Origin of the sequence: Mycolicibacterium chengduense, assembly GCF_033741155.1 — a bacterium.
In the GTDB taxonomy this organism is placed as follows: Bacteria; Actinomycetota; Actinomycetes; order Mycobacteriales; family Mycobacteriaceae; genus Mycobacterium.
The window spans coordinates 206008-224200 of record NZ_JAWQNH010000002.1; the positions used below are offsets into that span (position 1 = coordinate 206008).

Here is an 18193-nt window from a genome sequence, read left to right on the forward strand (position 1 = left end):
GTGATGAGGAAGTGCCGCATGCTCGCCCTGCTGGCCGCGGCCGCCGTGCTGGCCGGCTGCGAGCAGAGTGCGCCCGCCGCACCGCTGCCCGAGGTCACGCTGGCCCCGCCGACGCCGGCCGGCATGCAACAACTGCCGCCGGACCCGTCGCCGGAACCACCGGCGAGCAACGAACACTGTGACCGCACCGCGAGCCTGCGCCCGTTCCCGGATCGCAGGCAGGCCGAGGAGGCCGTGGAGAAGATCCGCAACCGCGGCAGGCTGATCGTCGGGCTGGACATCGGCTCCAACCTGTTCTCCTTCCGCGATCCCATCACGGGGACCATCACCGGGTTCGACGTCGACATCGCCGGCGAGGTCGCGCGCGATATCTTCGGCACGCCGTCGCAGGTGGAATACCGCATCCTGTCCTCGGCGGACCGGCTCACCGCGTTGCAGAACGACCAGGTCGACATCGTCGTCAAGACGATGAGCATCACCTGCGCCCGCAAGGAGTTGGTGGCGTTCTCCACCGAGTATCTGTCGGCGAACCAGCGCATCCTGGCCCCGCGGGATTCCCGGATCCGGCAGGCCGCCGACCTGGGCGGTAAGCGGGTGTGCGCGGCGACCGGTACCACGTCGTTGGACCGGGTGCGGCAGATCGTCCCGCCGCCGGTCATCCTGGAGACGGTGACCTGGGCGGACTGCCTGGTGGCGCTGCAGCAGCGGCAGGTCGACGCGGTCAGCACCGATGACACCATCCTGGCCGGCTTGGTGAGCCAGGACCCTTACCTGCACATCGTCGGACCGAGTATGGCCGAGGAGCCCTACGGCATCGGGGTCAACAAAGACAATCCCGGTCTGGTGCGCTTCGTCAACGGCACGCTGGACCGCATCCGCCGGGACGGGACGTGGAACACGTTGTACCGCAAATGGTTGACCGTGCTGGGACCGACGCCGGCACCGCCGGTGGCAAGGTACGTGGACTGATGAGCGAAGCCGAGATGGAGGATCCGGGCACCCGTCCGGCCAGCCTGGCCGACCTTGAGCAGTTCGAGGATTTCGACGACGAGTCCGCCGCGACGGTCCGGCCGATGGCCACCCAGGCCGTCTACCGCCCCGACTTCGGGGACACCAGCCGGACGTCGCGGGCCTCCGCCGGCTCGGCCACCACCGAGCCCAACGAGCGCATGACGACCGTCATGCGCCCCCGTTCGCCGACCCGGCGCCTCGGTGGTGGTCTCGTCGAGATTCCCCGCGTGCCCGAACGCAACCCGCTCGCGGCGTTGATGACCAATCCGGTGGTGGCCGAATCGAAGCGGTTCTGCTGGAACTGCGGCAAGCCGGTGGGCCGGGCATCCAAGGACGGGCCGGCCCGGTCCGAGGGCGCCTGCCCGTACTGCGGCAGCGCGTATTCCTTTCTGCCGCAACTGAGCCCCGGCGACATGGTGGTGGACCAGTACCTGATCAAGGGCTGCATCGCGCACGGCGGCCTGGGCTGGGTGTATCTGGCCTTCGACACCAACGTGAACTACCGCCCGGTGGTGCTCAAGGGTTTGGTCCATTCCGGTGATGCCGAGGCGCAGGCCACCGCGATGGCCGAACGCCAGTTCCTGGCCGAGGTCACCCACCCCGCCATCGTGAAGATCTTCAACTTCGTCGAGCACGACGACAAGCACGGCGACCCGGTCGGCTATATCGTCATGGAGTACGTCGGCGGAACGTCGCTGAAACAGCGCAAGGGCGCCAAACTGCCGGTGGCCCAAGCCATTGCCTACATGCTGGAGATCCTGCCCGCGCTGGGCTACCTGCACTCGCTCGGCCTGGTGTACAACGACCTCAAACCCGAGAACATCATGGTCACCGAGGAGCAGCTCAAGCTCATCGACCTGGGTGCGGTATCGCGGATCAACTCGTTCGGTTTCCTGTACGGCACACCGGGTTACCAGGCCCCGGAGATCATCCGGACCGGGCCGACCGTCCAGACCGACATCTACACGGTGGGGCGCACCCTGGCCGCGCTGACCCTCAAGCTGCGCACCCGCAAGGGCCGCTACGTGGACGGCCTGCCCGACGACGATCCGGTACTGCGCAAATACGACTCGTTCGGCCGGTTGTTGCGCCGGGCCATCGACCCGGATCCGGCCCGGCGGTTCACCAGCGCCGAGGAAATGTCCGGGCAGCTGATGGGCGTGTTGCGTGAGGTGGTCGCGCAGGACACCGGGGTGCCGCGGCCGGGCCTGTCGACGGTGTTCAGCCCGCCCCGGTCGACGTTCGGGGTGGAACTGCTGGTGGCGCACACCGATGTCTACCTGGACGGGCAGGTGCACTCGGCGAAGCTGACCGCACCCGAGATCGTCAAGGCGCTGCAGGTGCCGCTGGTCGACCCGGCCGACGTCGGCGCCCCGATCCTGTCCGCGACCGTGCTGAGTCAGCCTGTGCAGACGCTGGATTCGCTGCGTGCGGCCCGGCACGGCACCCTGGACTCCGAGGACATCGACCTGTCCCAGTCGCTGGAGTTGCCGCTCATGGAGGTGCGGGCGCTGCTGGACCTCGGCGATGTGGCCAAGGCCACCCGCAAGTTGGACGACCTGGCCCAGCTGGCCGACCGGGTGGAGCGGGTCGGCTGGCGTTGGCGGCTGTCGTGGTTCCGCGGGGTGGCCGCCCTGCTGACCGCCGACTATGACACGGCCACCAAGTATTTCACCGAGGTGCTGGACACCCTGCCCGGCGAGTTGGCACCGAAGGTGGCGCTGGCCGCGACGGCCGAGCTGGCCGGCACCGCCGACGAACGCCGCTTCTACGAAACGGTGTGGCGCACCGACAACGGGGTGATCTCGGCGGGTTTCGGGCTGGCGCGGGCGCAGTCCGCCGACGGTCACCGCGACGATGCCGTGCGCACGCTGGACCTGGTTCCGGCCACCTCACGGCATTTCACCACGGCCCGGCTGACCAGTGCGGTGACGCTGCTGTCCGGCCGTTCGATCAGCGAGGTGTCCGAACGCCAGATCCGCGACGCCGCGCGGCGGGTGGAGGCGCTGCCCGAAGGTGAACCGCGCGTCCTGCAGATCCGCGCCCTGGTGCTGGGCACCGCGATGGACTGGCTGGCCGACAACACGGCCAGCACCAACCACATCCTCGGTTTTCCGTTCACCCAGCACGGGTTGCAGCTCGGCGTCGAGGCGTCGCTGCGCAGCCTGGCCCGGGTGGCGCCCACCCAGGCCCACCGCTACGCGCTGATCGACCTGGCCAACAGCGTGCGGCCGATGAGTACCTTCTAGATCACCTCGGCGCACGCCCGGGCGATGGCCAGCTCCTCGTTGGTGGGGATGACCAGCACGGTGATCGGCGAGGTGTCCGCCGAGATGCGCCGGGCGCAGCGCTGCGCGGCGGTGTTGCGGGAGTCGTCGAGTTCGATGCCGAGCGCGGCCAGCCCGGCCAGCGCGTCACGGCGCACCAGGGCGTCGTTCTCCCCCACTCCCGCGGTGAAGGTGATGACGTCGGTGCGACCCAACAGCGCCAGGTAGCCCCCGACATACTTACGCAGCCGGTGGATGTAGACGTCGTAGGCCAGCCGGGCATCGGCGTCACCGTCGTCGATGCGCTTGTGCAGTTCCCGGAAATCGGTCTCGCCGCCCAGCCCGAGCACGCCGGAGCGGCGATTGAGCATGGTCTCGATATCCGGCACCGTCATCCCGGCGGTGCGCCACAGATACGTGATGATCCCCGGGTCCAGGTCACCGGAGCGGGTGCCCATCACCAGTCCCTCCATCGGGGTCAGGCCCATCGAGGTGTCGATCGGCCGACCGCCGGCCACCGCCGAAGCCGAGGCACCGTTACCCAGGTGCAGCACAATCTGATTCAGGGATTCCAGCGGCACATCCAGGAAGATCGCCGCCTGTTCGCTGACGTAGCGGTGTGACGTGCCGTGGAAACCGTACCGCCGGATATGCCACTGCCGCGCCACGTCCCGGTCGATGGCGTACTCGGCCGCAGCGGCCGGCAAGTCATGGAAGAAGGCGGTGTCGAACACCGCGACGTGCGGCAGGCCGGGGAGCAGTTTGCGGGCTTCGGCGATACCCAGCAGGGCCGGCGGATTGTGCAGCGGGGCCAGCGGGGACAGTTTCTCCAACTCGGCGAGCAGGGCGTCGTCGATGACCGTCGGCCGGTAGAAGTGCACGCCACCGTGCACCACGCGGTGCCCGACCGCCACCAGATCGTCGGTGCTGAGCCCCGCGGCGGCCAGGCCGTCGAACACCTCACGCAGCGCCACGCTGTAGTCGGTGACCCGCTCGACGATGCCCGTGCACAGCGATTCCCCGGAATCGACCTGGACCACTTGGTATTTCACCGACGACGAGCCGGAATTGAGCACCAGTACCGACATCAGTGGGCGCCCTGCGCCTGAATCGCCGTGATCGCCACGGTGTTGACGATATCCTCCACCAGCGCACCGCGGGACAAGTCGTTGACCGGTTTGTTCAGCCCCTGCAGCACCGGCCCGATGGCGATGGCCCCGGCGCTGCGCTGCACAGCCTTGTAGGTGTTGTTGCCGGTGTTCAGGTCCGGGAAGATCAGCACGGTGGCCCGCCCGGCCACCGGCGAATCGGGCATCTTGGTGATCGCCACGGACGGTTCGACCGCGGCGTCGTATTGGATGGGGCCCTCCACCAGCAGGCTGGGTTCGCGTTCCCGGACGAGTTCGGTTGCCGCCCTGACCTTGTCGACATCGGCCCCGGTGCCCGACGTGCCGGTGGAGTAGGACAGCATCGCGATGCGTGGGTCGATGCCGAACTGGGCGGCGGTGCGCGCCGAGGAGATGGCGATATCGGCGAGTTGCTCGGACGTCGGGTCGGGCACGATGGCGCAGTCGCCGTAGGCGAGCACGCGATCCTCCAGGCACATCAAGAAGATCGACGACACGGTGGAAACCCCCGGTGCCGTCCTGATGATCTCGAAAGCGGGCCGGACGGTGTGCGCGGTGGTGTGTGCCGCCCCCGAGACCATGCCGTCGACCATGCCGTTGTGCACCAGCATCGTGCCGAAATACGAGACGTCGTGGATGATCTCGCGGGCCTGTTCGACGGTGACCCCTTTTTTGCGGCGCAGTTCGGCGTACTGCTGGGCAAACTGGTCGCACAGCTCGCTGGTGCGCGGGTCGATCACCTGAGCCCCGTCCAGGTCGACGCCCAGTTCGGCGGCGCGGCCGCGGACCGCGGCTTCGTCACCGAGGATGGTCAGATCGGCCACCCTGTGCGCCAGCAGTCGGCCGGCGGCCTGCAGGATCCGGTCGTCGTCGCCCTCGGGCAGCACGATGCGTTGACGATTCCCGCGTGCCCGATCCTGCAACTGGTAGGTGAACATCTGCGGGGTGATCACTTCGGGGATCGGAATGGCCAGCTGCGCAAGGAGATCCGCGGTGTCGACGTGGTTCTCCATCAGGGCCAGCGCGGTGTCGATCTTGCGGGTGGAGGCCGCCGTCACCCGGCCGCGGGCCTTGGCCACCGCACGAGCGGTGTCATAGGTGCCCGAGTCGGTGGCGATGACCGGCAACCGCAGCTTGAGCCCGTCGACCAGTTTGGCGACGGCGGGATGCAGTTGTAGGCCGCCGTTGAGGATCAGGCAGGACAGCGAGGGGAAGGTGTCCGCGGCGTGCGCGCCCATCACCGCCATCACCACATCGGAGCGGTCACCGGGGGTGATCACAGCCATCCCGTCGCGCAGCCGTTCCAGTACGTGCTCGGCGGTCATGCCGGCCACCAGGACGCTGAGTGCCTCGCGGTTGAGCAGCGCCGGGTCCCCTCCGGTCAGCGTGCCGCGCACCGCGTCACGCAGTTCGGCCACCGACGGCGCCACCAGCACCGGCTCCTCGGGCAGCACATAGCTTTTCGGCCCGAGCGGGGCCAGTGCCGCCGCGACCTCGGTGAGCTGGGCAGGATCGCAGCGGTTGGCCACCACCGCGGCGGTGTGCGCGTGCTGGGCGCCGAGCTCGGCCAGGCACAGCTCGGCGACCTGGGCAACCTCGGTGGGGGTCCGGTCCGAGGCACGTACCGCCAACACGACGGGGGCGCCCAGGTTGACGGCGATCCGCGCGTTGACGGCCAGCTCGCTGGGACTGGCGACGTCGGTGTAGTCACTGCCCACGATGACGACGGCATCGCACGCATCGGCCACGTGGTGGTACCGCTCGACGATCTCGGCGATGGCGCCGTCGAGATCCTCGTGCAGGCGCTGGTAGCTGACACCGACACAGTCCTGGTAGCCCAGGCCCGCGGTGGAGCGCGCCAGCAGCAGTTCCAGGATGTAGTCACTACCGTCCTCACCCGAGCGGGCGATGGGCCGGAACACGCCGACCTTGGCGACGGTCGCCGCCAAGCGCGCCAGGATGCCGAGCGCGATGGTGGACTTGCCGGTGTCGCCTTCGGGGGCGGCGATGTAGATCGCGGACGCAGCGGGGGCCATGGGTAAGAGCCAACCAAATGACCCAACGTGAGCCAACTCATCATGGGTCGTCCCGGTCGTCCTCGTCGGGTGGGTGTAGGAGCTCCTCGGGGTGGAAGTGGTGGTTGGTCCTGTCTTGACCGGTGTCGAGAAGGGGCGGGGGCTTCCAGTGCACCCGGCCGTCGTCCCCGATCTCGGTGCTCCAGCCGGTGTCGAAGGCCAGCTGGTTGTCCCGGTCGCAGCCAAGGCCGAGGTTGTCGGCGTTGGTCGAGCCGCCGTCGATCCAGTCCTGGTCGACGTGCATGCCCTGGCACTGCATGGCGGGCCGGGTGCAGCCCGGTCGGCTACACCCGCGATCCCGAGCGACCATGACCAGGCGTTGCCCGACCGACGCGGTGCGCCGAGCGCGGCCCAGGTAGAGCGGCAGGCTCTTGTGTTCGTCGAAGACGGCCAGGTAGTGCTCGGCGTGGCCGGCCAACCGGATGACATCGCGCATCGGCACGAGGGTGCCCACACTGGTGACCGCGATTCCAGCCTTGGCCGCCAACTCCGACAGTGTCGTCGAGATCAGCAGGGTCACCGGCAGCCCGTTGTGTTGGCCGAGCCGGCCGGACATCAGGGCGTGCCGCAGGATCGTCTTGAGGGCATCGTGGTTGCGTTGAGGTGGGGTGCGCATATCGCGCTCTCGAGGTGAGGAGTGCTCGTCGGCGGCATCCCCGGCAGCATTCGAGTCAGGCTCCTGCGCCGTGTCGGTGTCGGTGTCGGTGTCGGTGTCGGTGTCGGTGGCCGCGCCTGTGCTGGCATCGGGCTGCTGCGTGGGCAGCAACGGGTTGACCGAGTCGGGGTCGTCGGGGTTGTTGACGCCCCTGGCCGCCAGGACGGTGTTGAGGGTCCGCAGGTAGCCCGCCGTCTCGGCGTCGACATGACCGCTGACCCGGGAGAGCCCGTCGGGTCCCTGGCGCCCGATCGTGAGGCCGCGTTTGGCGGCAGCGGGGTCCGGGCCCTCCAGACCATCCTGATTCATCAGGTACACCGCGCGATCGGCCAGGGCGGACACCTCCGCAGGAGATACATGCCGGGCCGCGGTGGCCAGCGTGGCCTCCAGCGCCGAGCAGCCCGCGGGATCGCGCACCGTGGCGGCCCTCCTCAGCCCGTCGCGGATGGCGCAGACATGATCGATGCTGATCGCCCCCTGGGCCAATGCCGCCGCGGTCGCCGGCAGCGCCGGTTCGATGCTGCCGCCGCACGTCGGGTAGCGCGGGCCCAGATCCTCGGCGAACTCGACCCGGCGCTTGGCCTCGGCCTCACCGATGCGCATGCGCGTCATCAACACCTTGGTCCAGGTACGTTCGCCGATCTCGGCGGGTGTCACCCGGGTCTGCAGGACGGCCATGATCCGGTGATCCACACCGGCGGTCGTGCGAGCCCGGTGTTCCCGGCGGACTGCAACGCCAACAACTCCGCAACGGAGAACGCAGTGAAGTCCAGTCCGGCCAGCGCTTCGCACGCGGAGTCGTAGGCGTCGAAGGCGGCCAGCACCGACACCCGATCCGACACCGCATTCGCTGACATGTTCGAAACGCTACGCCCCACCACCGACAGATCCGCGAGTTATCCACAATCGCCGATTCATCCACAGATACTGTGGCGCAACGCGATTCGGACTTGACATTCAGCTACGACGGCAGTCAACCGCCGGTGCGGAACTGTCGCTGAAATGTCGCTCAGAGGCGGGCAGTGACTACACTGGCGCGTCGGCAGCGCTCAGTCGCCGTCGGCCACTGGCGACAGATGCTCGTGCACTGCGATCAACCGCTCCCCCACGCGGGTGAACACGATCGTCTCGCGCTCGTCGACGGTCGACTCCACGCCAGTGTCGGAGGTGGTGGTCCGCACCGAATGGCTGAACACGGCGACGTCACCGAAGAGCTGGACCAGCTGGTCGGTGCTGGTGCACGACACCACCCGCCAGCCCGCGGCCAGCCAGCCCGCCCACACTGCCTCGTAGGCGGCCCTGCTGTCCAACCGCGCCGGCTCCGGATGGAACACGAACGTGGCGTCGGGACTGAAGCAGTCGAAGTAGGCCGCGGTGTCGGTGGCGGCGAACGCCGCAATTAGGGCATCCGCGGCGGCGAGCACATCGTCCTCGGTCACAATTGGTGCAACATCCCTTCGAACTCCGTACCGAACCGGTCCACATCGGCCATCGAGAACACCAGTGGCGGACGGATTTTCAGCACATTGCTGTGCGCACCACACACCGAGATCAGCACCCGGCGTTCCCGCATGGCGTTGACCATGTACTTGGCCGTCTCCTGCGAGTCGACCTCCACCCCGATGTAGAGCCCGGCACCGCGCACCTCCCGAATCACCGGATGCTCGTCGCCCAGCCGTGTCAACGCGGTCCGCAGCGCCCCACCGACCTCGGCCGCATTGGCCACCAGCTTCTCGTCCTCGATCACGTCGAGCACCGCGGCGGCCGCCGCCATCGACACCGGGTTACCACCGAAAGTGTTGAAATACGGTATGCCGCTGGCGAACTCATCCAGCACCGAGCCGCGCGCCACCATCGCCGCCACCGGCAATCCGTTGGCCATCGGCTTGCCCATGGTGACCAGGTCGGGCACCACACCGTGCCGGTCGAACCCCCACATGCCATCACCGGTGCGCCCGAAGCCGGGCTGCACTTCGTCGGCGACGAACACCCCTCCGGCGGCCCGCACCGCCGCGACCGCCGGACCGAGCACCGACGGGTCGGGATAGATGCCGTCCGAGGAGAACACGGTGTCGACGATGAGTGCGCTCACCCCGAACCCGCTGGCCTTCAGATCAGCGATCGCCGCGTCCACCCCGCGCAAATCCGGTGCGACGGTGCGCACGTGCGGCCCCACCACGGCGGCACCGCCGATGGACGGCGAAATCGCCGTCACCGCAGCGGTATTGCCGTGGTAGGCATCGTTGGTGATGATGACGCCGGTGGCCCCGGTGTAGGTCTGGGCCACCCGCAACGCCAGATCGTTGACCTCCGAACCGGTGCAGGCGTACATCACCTGGTAGGAGTCGCCGGACCCCGGATCAGGGAAGGTGGCCAGCAGCCGGGCCGAGTAGTCGACGATGCCCTCGTGCAGATAGCGGGTGTGGGTGTTGAGCAGGCCCAGCTGGCGGGTGACCGCGTCCACCACGTGCGGGTTGGCATGCCCGACGCTGGCGACGTTGTTGTAGGCGTCCAGGTACTCGTTGCCATCGGTGTCGTACAGCAGAGTGCCCCGGCCCCGGACCAGGTGTACCGGCCGTTCGTAGAACAGCCGGTACGCCGGGCCCAGCATCCGCTCCCTGGCAGCTATCAGGGGGTCGTCCTGCAGACCACCCTGATAGCTGTTGGAGTCCATGATCTTTGAGAATGCCTTGGCATTGGACATGGGTGCCTAGCGTTCGTGGGCTTCTTCCAACACGGTACGGCCCAGTTCGGCGTACCGCTGCGGATCCCGGAATTTCAGCAGCAGCGCCCACAGCACGCCCCCGATACCCACCACCGCGACGACCCACGGGATGGCCGCGAAGATCCAGTCCGTGGCCGCCGCTCCCGCGGCGAACGAGGCGTTCTTGGCCAGCAGGTAGATCACGTACACCATGCCCAGCCCACCCAATAGCGGCGCCAGGAAGGTGCTGAACCAGTTGGCCGTCTCCGGATGACGTTTCTGCACATGGAAGTACGAGATCACCGAGAACGCCGCCAGCGCCTGGACGATCATGATGGCGGTGGTGCCCAGCAAGGCCATCAGGCCGTACAGACCGGTGTAGGGATCGCGCTGGGTGAACTCGAAGAACAGCACCACCAGGGTGGCGAAACCGGTCTGCACGAAGCCGGCGATGTGCGGGGAACCGTGCACCGCATGGGTGGCGCCGATCGTCTTGCGCATCCCGGGGATGACGTCTTCGCGGCCGAGTGCGTACAGGTAGCGCGCGGCGCAGTTGTGGAACGCCATACCGCAGGCGAACGACCCGGTCATCAGCAGGATCTTGAACAGATCCACCGCCCACTGCCCCAGGTGGTCATGCACCGGGTTGAAGAAGATGTTCCCGGCGGTAGCCGAATCCTGCGCCAGCGCAATGGCATTCTCCGGTCCGGTGCCGACGATCGCGAGCCAGGACACCAGCACGTAGAACACGCCGATGCCGATGACCGAGCTCACCACGGCGATCGGGATGATCTTCTTGGGGTTGCGCGACTCCTCGCCGTACATGGCGCTGGATTCGAACCCGACCCAGGACCAGAAGGCGAAGAACAGGCCCACACCGGCGGACCCCGCAACGGTGATCATCGAGCCGTCCGGACCGGCCACCACACCGGAGAGGCTGTGGAAACCGTTGATCGGGTTGAGCGATCCCCACGACCAGCCCTGCGGGCCACCACCGGTGAAGAGCACCGACAACGCCATCAGTGCCAACATCACGATCTCGGTGATGAGGAAGACGCCGAGCACCTTGGCGGCCAGGTTGATGTCGAAGTAGGTGAGCACGGCGTTGATGCCCAGCATCACCAGCGCGAACACGATCCACGGCACGTGGATGTTGAACAGTGACGAGAACAGGTCGTTGCCGAAGAACGAGAAGATACCGATCAGCGACGCCTCGAACACCATGTAGGCCAGGGCGGTCAGAAAGCCGGCACCCAACCCGACGATGCGACCGAGACCGTGCGAGATGTACCCGTAGAAGGCGCCGGTCGCGGTGATGTGCTTGCTCATCTTGGCGTAGCCGATGGCGAACAGGGTCAGCACGATGGTGGCTACGAAGTAACCGGCCGGCGCGTAGGCGCCGTTACCGAAGCCGACGGAGATCGGCACGTTGCCGACCATGGCAGTGATGGGTGCGGCGGTGGCGACCGCCATGAACAGCACGCCGACCAGCCCGACCGCATTCGGCTTCAGGCGCTGGACGGTATCGGTGCCAGACGGCACCGGTGGATCGATGATTTCGCTCATTGAGTCCCTATCTGAGGGGTTTTGCTTCGACCGAGATTTGGTCTGGTATCCGAAAGCCACCCGCTTCGATGCTGGTGACGTATTGCGACGCGGGCCATTGTTACCTCGTCGAGATTGCTTGGTCAACTGGAAGTCTCAGCCATCACACACCATGTTTCCAGCACGTTTCGCGGACCGTGGTTTTGCAACAGAAAAGTAAATCCCGCCTATTTGGTCTGCTTTGGCTCGATACTTGCGCCACACTGTTCGGCATGCCGGGACTTCCTGCCGACCATGAACGCTTCGCCCGCGCGGCGCTGGCCGCCTACGGTCGCGATCTGGACAGCCCGCTGCGCCTGCTCAGCCTCTCGGAGAACGCCACGTACCTGGTGGCCGACGACGACCCGATCGTGCTGCGGGTACACCGGCCGGGCTACCACTCGTTGGCTGCCATCCGCTCCGAACTGGCCTGGATGGCCGCCCTGCGCGCCGAGACCACGGTCGACACACCGGAATTGGTTCGTTCGGCCGCCGGCCACGAGGTGGTGGCGGCCGAGGTGGGCGGCCGCGAACTGTTCGTCGACGCCGTCACCCTGATACCGGGCTGCACCGCCGAGGAGGTTCCCGAGGCGGTCGGCTTCGGCACCCTCGGCGAGTTGACCGCGATCATGCACGAGCATGTACAACACTGGTCCGTCCCGGACGGCTTCACCCGGTTCCGCTGGGACCTCGACGACATCCTGGGGCCGGGGGCGCGCTGGGGCGACTGGCGCGCGGCACCCGCCCTGGCCGAGGCCGACCGCGCCATCATCATGCGCGCGGTACACCGCATCACCGAGGAGCTTGTCGAGTTCGGTACCGGCGCAGACAGATTCGGGCTGATTCACGCAGACTTGCGATTGTCCAACCTGATGGTCGACCCGGCGGCACCATCGGACGGCATCACCGTCATCGACTTCGACGACGCCGGCTGGGGGTGGCACCTGGCCGATCTGGGCGCGGTGGTGTCGTGGATCGAGGACACCCCGGAAGCCGAACGCATCGTGGGCGAATGGCTGCGCGGCTATCAGAAGGTGCGCAGCCTCCCCGACGAACACCTGGCGCTCATCCCGACCTTCGTCATGTTGCGGCGGATTCAACTCACCGCGTGGATCGCCTCCCACGCCGATGCCGACGCGGCGATCGCGATCGGCCCCGGGTACGCCGTCGGGACTGCCCGACTGGCCGAACGCTATCTCAACGACGACAGCTGGTTACGGTAAAGGAGACCCATGTTCGACCTGCAGTCCCGCTCGGTGCTGGTGACCGGCGGAAGCAAGGGCATCGGCCGCGGTATCGCGACGGTGTTCGCCCGCGCCGGCGCCGACGTGGCGGTCGCCGCCCGCTCGGCGGCCGACCTCGACGAGGCGGTCGCCGCCCTGGACGGACTGGGCAGCGGGAAGGTGATCGGGGTCCGCGTCGACGTCAGCGACCGCCAGTCCTGCACCGAGATGGCCGCGACGGTCACCGAAGCGTTCGGTGGCCTGGATGTGTTGTGCGCCAACGCCGGTATCTTCCCGGATGCGCCGCTGGCGACGATGACCCCCGAGCAGCTCAACGAGATCATGGGTATCAACGTCAACGGCACCTTCTTTGCCGTCCAGGCGTGCTTGGACGCCCTGATCGCGTCGGGTAGCGGCCGGGTCATCCTGACCTCGTCGATCACCGGACCGATCACCGGCTACCCCGGTTGGTCACACTACGGCGCCACCAAATCGGCTCAACTGGGCTTCATGCGGACGGCGGCCATCGAGCTGGCGCCGCACAAGATCACGGTCAACGCCATCCTGCCGGGCAACATCATGAGCGAAGGCATGATCGCCAACGGCGAGGAGTACATCGCCAGCATGGCCCGCTCCATCCCGGCCGGTGCGCTGGGCACCCCAGAGGACATCGGCCACCTGGCCGCCTTCCTGGCCACCACCGAGGCGGCCTACATCACCGGCCAGGCCATCGCCGTCGACGGCGGGCAGGTGCTGCCCGAGTCGCTGGACGCCCTGGCCTGATATGGAGGAGACACCGGGGGGTGCGGTCGCCGAGGACGTACGCCGGCGGATCCTGTCCATGTTGTCCAGCGGGGCGCTGCGGCCGGGAAACCGGTTGGGCACCGAACGCGAGATGGCCGACAAGTTCGGGGTGTCGCGTGCGACGCTGCGCAGTGCACTGCTGCCGCTCAGTGAAGCCGGCGTGCTGGAACGCCGTACCGGCCGCCGCGGTGGCACGTTCGTGCGCGCAGATATGGTGCAGCGCAACGCCGCCGAGCTGACCGGGCTGCCCGCCTTGTTGCAGAGCGGCGGCCACACCAGTTCCACCAAGGTGCTGGCCACCGACCGCAGACTGGCCACTGCGGCCGAGTCCGCGGCGCTGGAGATCCCGGAGACCGACGAGGTGTTCGTCATCCGGCGGTTGCGCTACGCCGACGGGGTACCGCTGTCGGTGGACATGTCCTGCTTCATCGCCGACCGGGTGAGTGACCTGTTGGAGCAGCCGCTGGGCGGTTCGCTCTACGAACTGTTCCGGGTTCGGTACGGACTGGTCCCGGCCACCTCCAGCGAGACGATCGAGGTGGTCAGCGCCAGCCCGCGCGAGGCCCAGTGGCTCGACATCGCGCACCGCCGGCCGCTGCTGGCCATCACGCGGGTGGCCAGGGACGCGACCGGCCGGCCGTTCGAGTACGCCTACGACTTGTTCCGGGCGGACCGGGTGCGGCTGACCGCCACCATGACCGTGCAGCCGCAGCGGGAACGCCGCGCCGGCGACGGCATGGTGGAACGCATCGTCAGTGCCTGATCCCCGGGTCGCTGCGCTCCTGCCCGCCGGTGCTTAGCCCAGCTTGCGCAGCCGCGGTTCCAGATCGCGCTTGAACAGGTCCAGGAAGCGGCGCTGGTCGTGTCCGGGCGCGTGGAACACCAGGTGGTTCAGGCCCCACTTGACGTAATCGGCGACCTTCTCGACGGCTTCGTCCGGGTCCGAGGCCACGATCCAGCGCTTGGCCACCTGCTCGATGGGCAGCGCGTCGGCCGCCTTCTCCATCTCGATCGGATCGTCGATGGAGTGCTTCTGCTCGGCCGTCAACGACAGCGGCGCCCAGAACCGGGTGTTCTCCAGGGCCAGTTCGGGGTCGGTGTCGTAGGAGATCTTGATCTCGATCATCCGGTCGACGTCGTCGGGGTTCTTGCCCGCCGCCTCGGCACCCTCCCGCATCGCCGGGATGAGCTTGTCCTTGTACAGCTCCTCGCCCTTACCGGAGGTGCAGATGAAACCGTCACCGGCCCGGCCGGCATACTTGGCCACCTGCGGTCCGCCCGCGGCGATGTAGATCGGGATGCCACCCTCGGGCACGTCATAGATCGAGGCGCCCTTGGTCTTGTAGAACTCGCCGTCGAAGTCCACCCGGTCGCCGAGCCACAGTTCGCGCATCAGCCGCACGGACTCGCGCAGCCGCGCGTAGCGCTCCTTGAACTCGGGCCACTCGCCCTCGTACCCGGTGGCGATCTCGTTGAGCGCCTCACCGGTGCCCACCCCGAGGAAGATGCGGTCGGGATACAGACAACCCAGGGTCGCGAAGGCCTGCGCGATGACGGCCGGGTTGTACCGGAACGTCGGCGTCAGCACCGACGTGCCGAGTACCAGCCGTTGGGTGCGCTCGCCCACCGCCGCGATCCAGGCCAGCGACCACGGGGCGTGCCCACCCTCGTGCCGCCACGGCTGGAAATGGTCACTGACCGTGGCGCTGTCCATGCCGGCCGCTTCGGCGGCCACTGCCAACTCCACCAGCTCACGAGGAGCGAATTGTTCTGCAGACGCCTTGTACCCCAGTTTGAGTTCAGCCACGTCTACGTTTCTACTCCCCTGCATAGACTCGCGGGCATGGCAGTGTCCCTCACGGCGATCACCGAGACCGTACATTTCGCGCAAACCGACCTGGTCAACTGGACGTTGGTCACCGGCACCGGCGCCAACGGCGGCGGGGTGGTGTTGATCGACGCCGGCTATCCCGGCGATCGCGACGACGTGCTCAGGACCGTCCGCGATCTCGGGTTCGGCCCCGAGGACGTGCGCGCCATCCTGCTGACCCACGCCCACGTGGACCACCTGGGTTCGGCCATCTGGTTCGCGAAAACCCATGGCACACCGGTGTATACGCATGCCGCAGAGGTCGGACACGCCAAACGCGAATACCTGGAGCAGGCCGCCCCGAAGGATGTGCTGGCCCGCGCCTGGCAGCCGCGTTACCTCACCTGGTCACTGGCGCTGATCCGCAAGGGCGGCCTGACCCATGAGGGCATCGGGTCGACGCAGGCGCTCGACGACACCATCGCCTCGACGCTGTCGGGCACCCCGGTGGCCATTCCGACGCCCGGCCACACCGGTGGGCACTGCTCGTATCTGGTCGACGGGGTGCTGGTGGCCGGTGACGCGCTGGTAACCGGCCATCCGCTGAGCACCCGGCGGGGGCCGCAGCTGCTGCCGGAACTGTTCAACCACGACCAGGACGGCTGTGTGCGCAGCCTCGGCGCGCTGGGCATGCTCGACACCGAGATCCTGTTGCCCGGGCACGGGCCGGCGTGGCACGGGCCCATCCGGACCGCCGCCGAGCAGGCCGCCCGATGAACGAGCGGGCTCCGCTGCACACCGACCGGCTGCGGGCAGAATCGTTCGGCTCCGCGGCCCCCCGCTACGACCGGCACCGTCCCCGCTACCCCGCCACCCTCATCGCCGATCTCGTTGACCGCCAAGGCATTACCGTGCTCGATGTCGGGGCGGGCACCGGCATCGCCACCGCCCAGCTGCGCGCCGCGGGCGCCGACGTGCTGGCCGTGGAACCGGATCCGCTGATGGCCGAGGTGGCGGCGGGCAAGGGGCTGGTCGTCGAGGTGGCGACTTTCCAGGAGTGGGAGCCCCGGGGCCGAAGCTTCGATCTGGTGGTGTTCGCGCAGTCGTTCCATTGGGTCGATCCGGAACCGGCGCTGCACAAGGTGCGGACACTGCTGGCCCCTGGCGGCCGGCTGGCACTGCTGTGGAACCGCATCGTGCCGGTGACCCCGGGTCCGGACCAACTCGGCCGGGCGTACGCGGGGCTCCTGGAGGACTGGCAGCGCCCGTCCACCGATGTCGAAGGCGACGACCTCGACCCGCTGCTGACGGCGGCCGGACTGAGCGGCGAACGTCGGCGTTACGTCGAACATCCGCACTACAGCGCCACGGAATGGGTGGACATGGTGACCACCTACTCCAACGTGCTGCGGCTGCCCGCCCCCCAGCAGCACGAGCTGCGCACCCGGCTGACAGCAGTCATCGGACCTGCCGGCGTGGCGGCCACCAACGACGCGCTGGCGGTGCTGTGCACGGCTCAGGTCAGCACGTCGTAACCGAGCAGGAACACCCCGGTCAGGAACAGCCCGCAGGCCAGCACGATCGCCGGCATCAGGATCATCCCGTCCAGCTCGTCGTCGTCGAACGGGTCGGTGAGCACCCTGCCGAACAGTAATTGCCCGATTTTGTTGTCCCGCATGGTGATCACCGTGCGACGCACGGCCGGCGATTCGCTCTTGCGGCCGACGACGATCCGCAGGCCGACCCCGGCCAGCGCCGTCACCAGGGCCGCCACCAGGATCAGCAGCCCGACGGTCGTTTGCGACACGGAACCAGATTAGCCTGCCCACCTCTTGGCGATCAGCTCATGCGACCGCAGCCGGTCCTCGTGCCGGTAGGCCACCGAGGTGATGACCAGCTCATCGGCGCCGGTCACCCGCTGCAGCGCAGCCAGCCGGTCGGCGACCGTGTCGGGGTCCCCGACGAACTGGGTTTCGATGCGATCCTGCACCAGCGCCTGTTGCTCGGCGGTCAGCGGCGCGACGGCGTCCGGATCCGGATATGGCGCGGCCCCGCCCTGCGCCCGGATCGAATACACCCAGTGCCCGTAACTGGCGGCCAGTTGTCGCGCGGTGGCATCGTCGTCGGCGACCAGCACGTCGGCCGACACCACCACACGGGGTTCGGACAGGCCGGCCGACGGCCGAAAAGCGTTGCGGTAGGCGGTAACCGCTTCCAGGGCGGTGCCGGGAGCGATGTGATAGGCCGCCACGAACGGCAGCCCGAGCGTGCCCGCGACCTGGGCGCTCTGTCCCTTCGAACTGCCGAAGATCCACGGCCGCAGGGCAGTCGACTCACCGGGGGTGACGTGTGCTTCGAAACCGCCGGCGCGGAAGCTGCCGTCGAGCATGGCGAGGATGTCGGCCACCTGCTCACCGAAATCCGGTGCCACCGCACCGGGCTGCTGCAGGGTGGCCATGACGGCGCGCAGCCGTGGTTCGCGCATCAGGGCGCCGACGTCGAACGGCACGGGCACCACGACGCCGTCGACCTCATGACGTTGCCTCGGCGCTCTCGGGGTGCGCGGCGCGTCCCGCAGCGACTCGACGCGGCGCTGACCCGACCGGCCCACCCCGAGATCGATCCGGCCCGGATAAAAGGCGTCCAGCATGCCGAAGCTCTCCACCACCGCCACCGGTGTGGTGTGCCCGAGCTGTACGGCGGCCGCGCCCACCCGGATGGTGCTGGTGGCCGCCGCGATCTGGCCGATCAGCACCGCCGGGGACGAGCTGGCGACGGCCACATAGTGGTGCTCGGCCACCCAGTAGCGGCGATAGCCCCACAATTCGGCGTGCCGCGCCAGGTCGACGCTGTTGCGCAGCGCGGTGCGCGCATCGCTGCCCGCGCTGATCGGCGCGAGGTCCAGGATGGACAGCGGTACCGTCATCACACCT

The 18193-nt window shown here is 68.1% G+C and carries 17 protein-coding genes; 7 read left to right on the top strand and 10 right to left on the bottom strand.

What is annotated here, in order from left to right; all coding sequences use genetic code 11:
- Positions 1 to 3 precede the first annotated feature (3 nt).
- Positions 4 to 969: a glutamate ABC transporter substrate-binding protein gene (locus SBI67_RS06560; protein ID WP_318980465.1), complete on the top strand. Its 966-nt coding sequence runs from the start codon at positions 4 to 6 to the stop codon at positions 967 to 969.
- Positions 969 to 3260, top strand: a complete 2292-nt coding sequence (locus tag SBI67_RS06565; protein ID WP_318979776.1) for a serine/threonine-protein kinase PknG — start codon at positions 969 to 971, stop codon at positions 3258 to 3260. Before SBI67_RS06560 ends, SBI67_RS06565 begins: the two co-directional genes overlap by 1 nt.
- Here SBI67_RS06565 and SBI67_RS06570 read toward each other — a convergent pair.
- The 7 genes from SBI67_RS06570 to SBI67_RS06600 all read right to left on the bottom strand — a co-directional run bounded on the left by SBI67_RS06570 (position 3257) and on the right by SBI67_RS06600 (position 11405).
- Entirely contained in the window at positions 3257 to 4366 is a 1110-nt protein-coding gene (locus SBI67_RS06570) for an acetate kinase (protein ID WP_318979777.1), read from the bottom strand. The two genes, SBI67_RS06565 and SBI67_RS06570, sit on opposite strands and share 4 nt — an antisense overlap.
- Complete coding sequence (gene pta, locus SBI67_RS06575; protein WP_318979778.1) at positions 4366 to 6441, bottom strand: phosphate acetyltransferase; 2076 nt, start codon at positions 6439 to 6441, stop codon at positions 4366 to 4368. Before pta ends, SBI67_RS06570 begins: the two co-directional genes overlap by 1 nt.
- A 40-nt stretch (positions 6442 to 6481) precedes the next feature.
- Positions 6482 to 7813 (bottom strand): HNH endonuclease signature motif containing protein, encoded by a 1332-nt coding sequence (locus tag SBI67_RS06580; protein ID WP_318979779.1) that lies wholly within the window; start codon positions 7811 to 7813, stop codon positions 6482 to 6484.
- A complete protein-coding gene (locus SBI67_RS06585) occupies positions 7789 to 7992 on the bottom strand; it encodes a hypothetical protein (RefSeq protein ID WP_318979780.1) in 204 nt (67 codons plus the stop codon). The genes SBI67_RS06580 and SBI67_RS06585 overlap by 25 nt, the downstream gene beginning before the upstream one ends.
- 192 nt (positions 7993 to 8184) lie before the next feature.
- Positions 8185 to 8574 (bottom strand): YybH family protein, encoded by a 390-nt coding sequence (locus tag SBI67_RS06590; protein WP_318979781.1) that lies wholly within the window; start codon positions 8572 to 8574, stop codon positions 8185 to 8187.
- A complete protein-coding gene (locus SBI67_RS06595; protein WP_318979782.1) occupies positions 8571 to 9839 on the bottom strand; it encodes an aspartate aminotransferase family protein in 1269 nt (422 codons plus the stop codon). The genes SBI67_RS06590 and SBI67_RS06595 overlap by 4 nt, the downstream gene beginning before the upstream one ends.
- Before the next feature lie 6 nt (positions 9840 to 9845).
- Positions 9846 to 11405, bottom strand: a complete 1560-nt coding sequence (locus SBI67_RS06600; RefSeq protein ID WP_266045235.1) for an APC family permease — start codon at positions 11403 to 11405, stop codon at positions 9846 to 9848.
- 251 nt (positions 11406 to 11656) lie between these two features.
- Between SBI67_RS06600 and SBI67_RS06605 the strand changes: the two genes are divergently transcribed.
- Genes SBI67_RS06605 through SBI67_RS06615 form a run of 3 tightly spaced genes read left to right on the top strand, consistent with a single transcriptional unit; the run spans position 11657 to position 14213 of the window.
- Entirely contained in the window at positions 11657 to 12646 is a 990-nt protein-coding gene (locus SBI67_RS06605; RefSeq protein WP_318979783.1) for a phosphotransferase enzyme family protein, read from the top strand.
- Between the two features lie 9 nt (positions 12647 to 12655).
- Positions 12656 to 13429: a 3-oxoacyl-ACP reductase FabG gene (fabG, locus tag SBI67_RS06610; RefSeq protein WP_318979784.1), complete on the top strand. Its 774-nt coding sequence runs from the start codon at positions 12656 to 12658 to the stop codon at positions 13427 to 13429.
- A gap of 1 nt (position 13430) precedes the next feature.
- Complete coding sequence (locus SBI67_RS06615; RefSeq protein WP_318979785.1) at positions 13431 to 14213, top strand: GntR family transcriptional regulator; 783 nt, start codon at positions 13431 to 13433, stop codon at positions 14211 to 14213.
- A gap of 33 nt (positions 14214 to 14246) precedes the next feature.
- Here SBI67_RS06615 and fgd read toward each other — a convergent pair whose 3' ends face one another.
- Positions 14247 to 15257: a glucose-6-phosphate dehydrogenase (coenzyme-F420) gene (gene fgd, locus SBI67_RS06620; protein ID WP_266045239.1), complete on the bottom strand. Its 1011-nt coding sequence runs from the start codon at positions 15255 to 15257 to the stop codon at positions 14247 to 14249.
- Between the two features lie 36 nt (positions 15258 to 15293).
- On the opposite strand from fgd, the gene SBI67_RS06625 reads away from it, so the two are divergent.
- The gene (locus SBI67_RS06625) at positions 15294 to 16037 is read left to right on the top strand and encodes an MBL fold metallo-hydrolase (RefSeq protein ID WP_318979786.1); all 744 of its coding nucleotides are present in this window, start codon (positions 15294 to 15296) and stop codon (positions 16035 to 16037) included.
- A gap of 14 nt (positions 16038 to 16051) precedes the next feature.
- Positions 16052 to 16795 carry a class I SAM-dependent methyltransferase gene (locus tag SBI67_RS06630; RefSeq protein ID WP_318980466.1) on the top strand — a complete coding sequence of 248 codons (744 nt, stop codon included), beginning with the start codon at positions 16052 to 16054 and terminating at the stop codon, positions 16793 to 16795.
- Here SBI67_RS06630 and SBI67_RS06635 read toward each other — a convergent pair.
- Together SBI67_RS06635 and SBI67_RS06640 are read right to left on the bottom strand one after the other, a co-directional pair.
- The gene (locus tag SBI67_RS06635; RefSeq protein ID WP_318979787.1) at positions 16777 to 17067 is read right to left on the bottom strand and encodes a hypothetical protein; all 291 of its coding nucleotides are present in this window, start codon (positions 17065 to 17067) and stop codon (positions 16777 to 16779) included. The genes SBI67_RS06630 and SBI67_RS06635 overlap by 19 nt on opposite strands.
- Positions 17068 to 17076: 9 nt before the next feature.
- Entirely contained in the window at positions 17077 to 18186 is a 1110-nt protein-coding gene (locus SBI67_RS06640; protein ID WP_318979788.1) for an LLM class flavin-dependent oxidoreductase, read from the bottom strand.
- Positions 18187 to 18193 lie beyond the last annotated feature (7 nt).